We start from the raw sequence: 7401 nt of genomic DNA, 5'->3' as shown, positions 1-7401 counted from the left end.
TTTTTTTTGGATCTCTCAAAGATAAAATAATTATAACAGGACGTTTTGCAATTGTTATAAAATTTTAAAATGTGGGTAATTTTACAAAAAACGTATCTGTTTTATTTTTTATATTTGTAGTCATGAAGTTTTTAGACTTCTAAAGTATTAAATACAGACATATATGCAAAACATTCCTAGTGTTGACTTGCGTGATTTCCTTTCGGACGACCCGAAACGTAAACAAAAATTTGTAAATGAAATCGGAAGTGCATTCGAAGATATAGGCTTCGTAGCACTTAAAGGACATTTTTTAAATGACCAATTAGTTGATGAGTTGTATGGTGAAATCAGAAATTTTTTCGCTTTGCCATTAGAAACCAAACACAGCTATGAGATTCCTGGAATTGGAGGACAAAGAGGTTATGTATCTTTTGGAAAAGAACATGCCAAAGGCCGTAAAGAAGGGGATTTAAAAGAGTTCTGGCATTTTGGACAATATGTGGATTCTGATTCCAAATATGCGTCAGAATATCCTAAAAATGTTGAAGTAAAAGAATTACCTCGTTTTAATGTTGTTGGTAAAGAAGCTTATCAAATGCTAGAAAAAACTGGAGTGTATGTATTGAGAGCTTTGGCTTTGCATCTTGGATTAGATGAGTTTTATTTTGATCAGTATGCTAAAGATGGAAATTCAATATTGAGACCAATTCACTACCCTCCTATTACTTCTGAACCTGAAAATGCTATTAGAGCTGCGGCTCACGGCGATATCAACTTGATTACTTTGTTGATGGGAGCTCAAGGTAAAGGATTGCAAGTTCAAAACCACAATGGAGATTGGATTGATGCAGTTGCTGAACCAGATGAATTGGTTATTAATGTTGGCGATATGTTATCACGTCACACTAATAATAAACTGAAATCGACAATCCATCAGGTGGTTAATCCTCCTAGAGAATTATGGGGAACTTCACGTTATTCTATTCCATTTTTTATGCATCCGGTAAGCGATATGAAACTGGATTGTTTAGAAAATTGTATCGATGATGAAAACCCAAAGAAATTTGAAGACATTACAGCAGGAGAATACCTGTATGAACGTCTAGTAGACTTAGGTTTAATTAAGAAGTAAGAAATAAAATTCCAAAACTGAAATTCCAAATTCCAATAACCTTTTGGGATTTGGAATTTGGTTTTTTTATAATTTAAAATTATGGATTTACAAGATCAATTAAAAAACCTTTTTCCAGACCACCAAATGGCTCCAGAAGAAGAAATTGAGAAAGAAGCACATCAATTATACGTTCAAAAAGAACCTATGATTTGCAAATTCGAAAAAAGAAAAGGAAAAGCAACTACAATTATCGAAGGTTACGAAGGAACTGACGAGGATTTTAAAATTTTAGCGAAAGAAATTAAAACTAAACTAAGTGTTGGTGGCACTTTCAAAGACGATTCGATCATCATTCAAGGGGATTATCGTGATAAAATAATGACTATTTTGAAAGAAAAAGGATTTAAAGTAAAACGCGTAGGAGGGTAAAAAGTTTGAAGTTTAAGGTTTAAGTAGTTTAAGCCTTATACATTTTAAACTTTAAACAAATAAACCTTAAACAAAAAACAATGGCTATACAACAATCGGAATTAATACTCAATCCTGACGGGAGTGTGTATCATTTGAATTTAAAACCTGAAAACATTGCCCACGATATTATTTTCGTTGGCGATCAAGATCGAGTTGCAAAAATTACTAAACATTTTGATTCGATAGAATTTTCTACTCAAAAAAGAGAATTCAAAACCCAAACCGGAACTTACAAAGGCAAACGAATAACGGTGATGTCAACTGGAATTGGACCTGATAATATTGATATTGTTATCAATGAACTGGATGCTTTGGTCAACATTGATTTGAAAACTAGAAAGCCAAAAGAAAAACTAACATCTTTGAATATCATTCGTATTGGAACTTCTGGTTCTTTGCATGCTGATATTCCTGTAGATAGTTTTGTTATGGCTCAATTTGGACTTGGTCTTGACAATATGCTCCGCTCCTATTTAATCGATTCAGTTTCCAATGCTGCAATCGAGGATGCATTTATTCAACATACCAATTGGGATTTACAAAAAGGAAGACCCACCGTGATTCCAGGCTCTCCCATATTGGAAAAAAGACTGGACAGTAACAGAATTTATAAAGGAATTACAGCAACAGCCGGAGGTTTTTACGGTCCACAAGGACGTGTTTTGCGTTTGAATATTCAAGATCCAGAATTAAATTCCAAAATGGATAATTTCTCATTTGAAGGAACCCGAATAACAAATCTTGAAATGGAAACGTCAGCGATTTATGGGCTTTCAGCACTATTAGGTCATCAGGCTTTATCTCTTAATGCAATTATTGCCAATAGAGCAAGTGGAAATTTTAGTAGCGATCCATACAAAGCTGTAGATGAATTGATTGAATATACACTTAATAAATTGGCAGAGTAAGATGTTGCAAAATTTCTAAGTTACTGAGCGCTTAAACTTAGTAACTTAGAAACTCAGCAACTTTTTCAATAAAAAAAAGTACTTTTACAAAAAGCAATTTCAATTCCCTTTTTGGGTATCATGATACAATTTAACAAAACTAATTTTAACCTCGTAAAAGCCAAGTTTCAGTTGAAAAAACCTTGGGATAGGTTTGTTATCTTTTTTTTGAGTATCCTGATTACAATCCCTTTATTTGTAGTACTTCACCAAAATTTAATTGACCCACAATGGTATTTTAATATCGACAGAATTATATTGTTTATTCTGGTTTTGGTACTTGTTTATACCCTTTTATACACATTAAGAACTATCATTATCATTTGCTTGGCGCTTTATTTTTTACTACTTATTTATGGAAGTCTGTTTGGAAATTTCAGCTTTAATTCTGTTTTTGATGACTACAATTCTATGTTGTATTCGATGAACAACAACCCATTTCCACAGGATATTATAATTGCAAAACTCCTACCTTTTCCAAATAAAAATGAGATAATCAAAGCCATAGAATTCGAAAATCCAAAGGTTAGAAACTTTGCTATAATGGCTACCACAAAGCATTTTGAAAATATCAAAGGATACCCGGATTATAGAAATTTAATTCAGTGTTTTGCCGTTTTCAAAGAAATAAACAGTAGATGGCATTATGTAAATGACCCAAAAAACGGAGATTATATCGCAACAGCCCATGAATCATTAATGTATTTTTCGGGCGACTGCGACGATCACTCCATTTTGATGGCGGCCAGCATCAAATCTATTGGCGGAACTCCGAGACTTATTCATACAAAAGGGCATATTTATCCCGAAATTTTAATCGGAACCATGAAAGATCTTGAAAAAGCAAATTATCTAATTAAAAATGTACTATTCACCGAAGAAAGCCGAAATAAACAACTCAGTTACCACATTGACGAACACAATCAAGTATGGTTAAATCTCGATTATACAGCAAAATATCCCGGAGGCCCTTTCCTTTCCGAAGAAATACTCGGAGCTTTGACTTTGGATTAAAAAACAATTTGGGCGTGACCCCATTAAGCAAAGGGGCTTACCTATTGCAACGCTTATAACGCCCCTTTACTTAATGCGGTCGGGCTATCCATGCTACTTCGGTAGCTTATTCCTATCCCTCACGCAGTCAAAACAACTTTAGCCAATCAATAGTCTTCAAGTTATTTTTTTTCAAATACAAATTCGCCTTACTAAAATGTTTATTCCCAAACCATTTACCTTGGTTGGCACTCATTGGCGAAGGATGTCCGGATTCTAAAACAAGATGTTTAGTTCTGTCAATTTTTGAACCTTTCTTTTGAGCAAAACTTCCCCAAAGCAGGAAAACCACATTTTCTTTCTCTTCCGAAATTTTTTGAATAACGGCATCTGTAAACAAATTCCATTTGAGGTGCTTATGGCTATTTGGATTGTCTTTTCGAACGGTTAATGAAGCATTAAGTAATAAAACGCCTTGCTTTGCCCAAGGTTCTAAATTGCCTGATGTTGGCATAAAAATAGAATCCAAATCATCGTTCAATTCCCTGAAAATATTACGCAACGATGGCGGAATTCGAACCGAATCGTTTACCGAAAATGCCAAACCATTAGCTTCTCCATCACCATGATATGGGTCTTGGCCAATAATCACCACTTTTACATTATCAAACGAGCAATTATTAAAAGCTGCAAAAATCAATTCTTTAGGAGGAAAACAAACATGATTTTTGTATTCCTCATCTACAGTTTTCATTAAATCCAAGAAATAAGGTTTCTGAATTTCATCGGCTAAAATGGATTGCCAGGAAGGACTGAGATTGTACAGCATAATTATCTTTTGCAGTAAAGTTCGTAAAGTTTTTGCAAAGAGAAGAAAGAAAATGGTTTTTGACTTTTTACTTTGTAACTTTGGAACTTCGATTTTAGACTTTTGACATAAAAAAATGATCTCCATTACAGAAAAAACATTACAGGATTTACAATTTCCAACGGTTCTCGAAACTATTTCAGAGATTTGTAATACCGATATTGGAAAACAAAAAGCCTTAGAAATAACCCCTTTTAGAGACAAAGAAACTTTGATGAGTGCATTGTTGCAGACATCAGAGTATGTTTCTTCTTTTCAAAATAACAATGCGATTCCTAATCATGGTTTTGATGCCATTACTTATGAAATAAAATTTTTAGCCATTGAAGATAGTTTTCTGGAAGTAGGCAGCTTTAGAAAAATCGCTACGATTTCAGAAACGACAAATGTTCTTTTGGCGTTTTTAAATAAATTCAATGACTATTATCCTAACCTTGCGGTCAAAGGGAGTGGAATACAACTTACCAAAGAAATTGTAACGCTTATCAATGTTGTCGTTGATAAATATGGCGAAATAAAAGATGATGCTTCTCCGCGATTACAGGAAATCCGACGTGAAATGAATTTGGTTCGTGGTAAAGTGAATCAAAGTTTTGGTTCAGCTTTGACACAATATAACAGTTTGGGTTATTTAGATGATATCAAAGAAAGTTTTGTTCAAAATCGTCGCGTTCTGGCAGTTTTAGCAATGTATCGCCGCAAAGTAAAAGGATCTATTTTAGGAAGTTCAAAAACAGGAAGTATTGCTTACATCGAACCTGAAAATACTTTAAAGTATTCAAGAGAATTAGGCAATTTAGAATATGAGGAAAAAGAAGAAATCACCCGAATTCTGAAACATTTATCCAATCAAATTCGTCCTTTTTTACCTTTGCTCATTCAGTACCAGGATTTCCTTAGTGATATTGATGTTGTTGCTGCCAAAGCAAAATATGCCAATAAAATAAACGGAATTCTACCAACAATTACAGAAGAAAGAAGATTGTTTTTCAGAGAAGCTTACCATCCTATTTTGTATTTGACCAATAAGCAAAAAAAAGAAATCACATATCCACAAACAATTGAATTAAGTCAGGAAAAAAGGATAATTGTAATTTCTGGACCAAATGCCGGAGGAAAAACCATCTCGATGAAAACAGTAGGTTTGTTGCAATTGATGTTGCAATCGGGTATGTTAATTCCAGTTCATGAGCGAAGTGAGACTTTCCTTTTTGATAGAATACTGACAGATATTGGAGATAATCAATCTATTGAAAATCACCTAAGTACGTATAGTTATCGTTTAAAGAACATGAACTACTTTTTGAAAAAGTGCAACAAGAAAACCATGTTTCTGATTGATGAATTTGGTACAGGTTCTGACCCTGAATTGGGTGGAGCTTTGGCTGAAATTTTCTTGGAAGAGTTCTATCATCGTGAAGCTTTCGGATTGATTACAACGCATTATTCAAATCTAAAGATTTTAGCGAATGAATTACCTTTTGCAACTAATGCGAATATGTTATTCGATGAAAAATCTTTGGAACCGATGTACAAATTAGTTTTAGGTCAAGCGGGAAGCTCTTTTACATTTGAGGTAGCTCAGAAAAACGGAATTCCTTTTGGATTAATCAATCGTGCCAAGAAGAAAATTGAAGTTGGAAAAGTTCGTTTTGATAAAACTATTGCTACACTTCAAAAAGAGCGTTCCAAGCTCGAAAGAACTTCTTTAAATTTAAAGGAAGAAGAAATCCGGGCTCGTGAAGAAAGTAAAAAAATGGAGAATATAAATGTCAAAATCAAGCAAAAACTAGAAAGCTATCAGGAGTTGTATGATGAGAATCAGAAGACGATTTATATTGGACAAAAAATTAGTGATATTGCTGAGAAATATTTCAACAACAAAAACAAAAAAGAGCTTATTGGTGAGTTTTTGAAAATTGTAGAAATAGAAAATTCCAAACGTAAAAAAGCCACACCTAAAGAAATTAAGGCAAAAGTAGAACTGAAAAAAGAAATCATCAAAGAAGTTGAGAAAAAGGTTGAGGAAATCAGAATAGAGAAAAAGGAAAAGAAACTGAAACCTGTTATCGAAAAACCAAAACCTATTTTAAAAGTTGGTGATCGTGTACGAATGCTCGACGGAAAATCGGTTGGAAGTATTGATGCCATTGAAAAAAACAAAGCTACTGTCAACTACGGTATTTTTACTTCAAAAGTGAATTTGGATGAATTGGAATTAGTTGAGGCGGTAAAGAAATAATCTATTGTGCTTTCAGCAGAACCGTTATCAAAGTCATTTCAAGGCACTAAGCAATAACATAATTAAAAAATAATCGAGACGAAATTACCTATAGAGATTACTTCATTCCTCACAATGACTAAAAAATGCTAAGCCTTCCTCAAAACAAAAAAATAATTCTCTTTGACGGAGTTTGTAATTTATGCAACTCTGCCGTTCAATTCATTATTGAACATGACAAAAAAGATGTTTTTCGGTTTGTGGCTTTGCAATCTGAATTGGGAGAGAAAATATTGAAGCATATTGGCATAAATCCTGCTCATATAGACAGTATTATTTTGTACGAACCTGGAATTGCGTATTATTACAAATCACAGGCCGCTATTCAGATTTCAAAAAATCTTAGTGGATTTTGGCATTTTGGAACTGTGTTTAAAATTTTTCCAAAAGCTATAAGTGACGCCCTTTATGACTACATCGCCAAAAACCGTTATAAATGGTACGGCAAAAAAGAGAGTTGTATGATCCCTACTTTTGAATTGAAATCAAAATTTTTGGAATAATTTTGATTATATGACAAATATCATTTCTTTTGAGATATCTGTGCTATAAATTTGTCTCATCTTAAAAGTTGATTTTTATTAGAGATTGTTCATATATAAACCGTGCATTCATAGTTGTTGCGATTCGGTAAATTGGTTTAAATATGAACTGTGTTTTAAAGTTAAATTCTAATAGAATGAAATGATTAGTTTATTTTTCTAAAAATAAGAAGAGGATGCCTTTCTGTGAGCATCCTTTTTTT

General features: G+C 33.2%; 7 protein-coding genes. 6 read left to right on the top strand and 1 reads right to left on the bottom strand.

The features are described 5' to 3' along the window. Positions 1–163: 163 nt before the first annotated feature. From VLC96_RS00235 to VLC96_RS00220, 4 genes are all read left to right on the top strand, one after another. Entirely contained in the window at positions 164–1114 is a 951-nt protein-coding gene (locus tag VLC96_RS00235; RefSeq protein WP_325259891.1) for an isopenicillin N synthase family dioxygenase, read from the top strand. A gap of 81 nt (positions 1115–1195) precedes the next feature. Then, positions 1196–1525 (top strand): translation initiation factor, encoded by a 330-nt coding sequence (locus VLC96_RS00230; protein ID WP_325259889.1) that lies wholly within the window; start codon positions 1196–1198, stop codon positions 1523–1525. 80 nt (positions 1526–1605) lie between these two features. Further along, on the top strand, positions 1606–2475 hold the full coding sequence (locus tag VLC96_RS00225; RefSeq protein ID WP_325259888.1) for a nucleoside phosphorylase: 870 nt from the start codon (positions 1606–1608) through the stop codon (positions 2473–2475). A gap of 120 nt (positions 2476–2595) precedes the next feature. Then, positions 2596–3528: a transglutaminase gene (locus VLC96_RS00220; protein WP_325259887.1), complete on the top strand. Its 933-nt coding sequence runs from the start codon at positions 2596–2598 to the stop codon at positions 3526–3528. Between the two features lie 127 nt (positions 3529–3655). Here the strand turns inward: VLC96_RS00220 and ung are convergent, their stop codons facing one another. Then, positions 3656–4336: a uracil-DNA glycosylase gene (gene ung / locus VLC96_RS00215; protein ID WP_325259885.1), complete on the bottom strand. Its 681-nt coding sequence runs from the start codon at positions 4334–4336 to the stop codon at positions 3656–3658. Between the two features lie 115 nt (positions 4337–4451). Between ung and VLC96_RS00210 the strand changes: the two genes are divergently transcribed. Both VLC96_RS00210 and VLC96_RS00205 read left to right on the top strand, forming a co-directional pair. After that, on the top strand, positions 4452–6617 hold the full coding sequence (locus VLC96_RS00210) for an endonuclease MutS2 (RefSeq protein WP_325259883.1): 2166 nt from the start codon (positions 4452–4454) through the stop codon (positions 6615–6617). A gap of 125 nt (positions 6618–6742) precedes the next feature. Then, complete coding sequence (locus VLC96_RS00205; protein ID WP_325259881.1) at positions 6743–7159, top strand: thiol-disulfide oxidoreductase DCC family protein; 417 nt, start codon at positions 6743–6745, stop codon at positions 7157–7159. Positions 7160–7401 lie beyond the last annotated feature (242 nt).

It is taken from the genome of Flavobacterium sp. (assembly GCF_035456085.1).
Taxonomy (GTDB): domain Bacteria; phylum Bacteroidota; class Bacteroidia; order Flavobacteriales; family Flavobacteriaceae; genus Flavobacterium.
This window is presented reverse-complemented; position numbering and strand designations above follow the sequence as displayed.

Coding starts and splice junctions, on each gene's coding strand:
- VLC96_RS00235 (WP_325259891.1), top strand. CDS start 164: ATGCAAAACATTCCTAGTGTTGACTTGCGTGATTTCCTTTCGGACGAC.
- VLC96_RS00230 (WP_325259889.1), top strand. CDS start 1,196: ATGGATTTACAAGATCAATTAAAAAACCTTTTTCCAGACCACCAAATG.
- VLC96_RS00225 (WP_325259888.1), top strand. CDS start 1,606: ATGGCTATACAACAATCGGAATTAATACTCAATCCTGACGGGAGTGTG.
- VLC96_RS00220 (WP_325259887.1), top strand. CDS start 2,596: ATGATACAATTTAACAAAACTAATTTTAACCTCGTAAAAGCCAAGTTT.
- ung (WP_325259885.1), bottom strand. CDS start 4,336: ATGCTGTACAATCTCAGTCCTTCCTGGCAATCCATTTTAGCCGATGAA.
- VLC96_RS00210 (WP_325259883.1), top strand. CDS start 4,452: ATGATCTCCATTACAGAAAAAACATTACAGGATTTACAATTTCCAACG.
- VLC96_RS00205 (WP_325259881.1), top strand. CDS start 6,743: ATGCTAAGCCTTCCTCAAAACAAAAAAATAATTCTCTTTGACGGAGTT.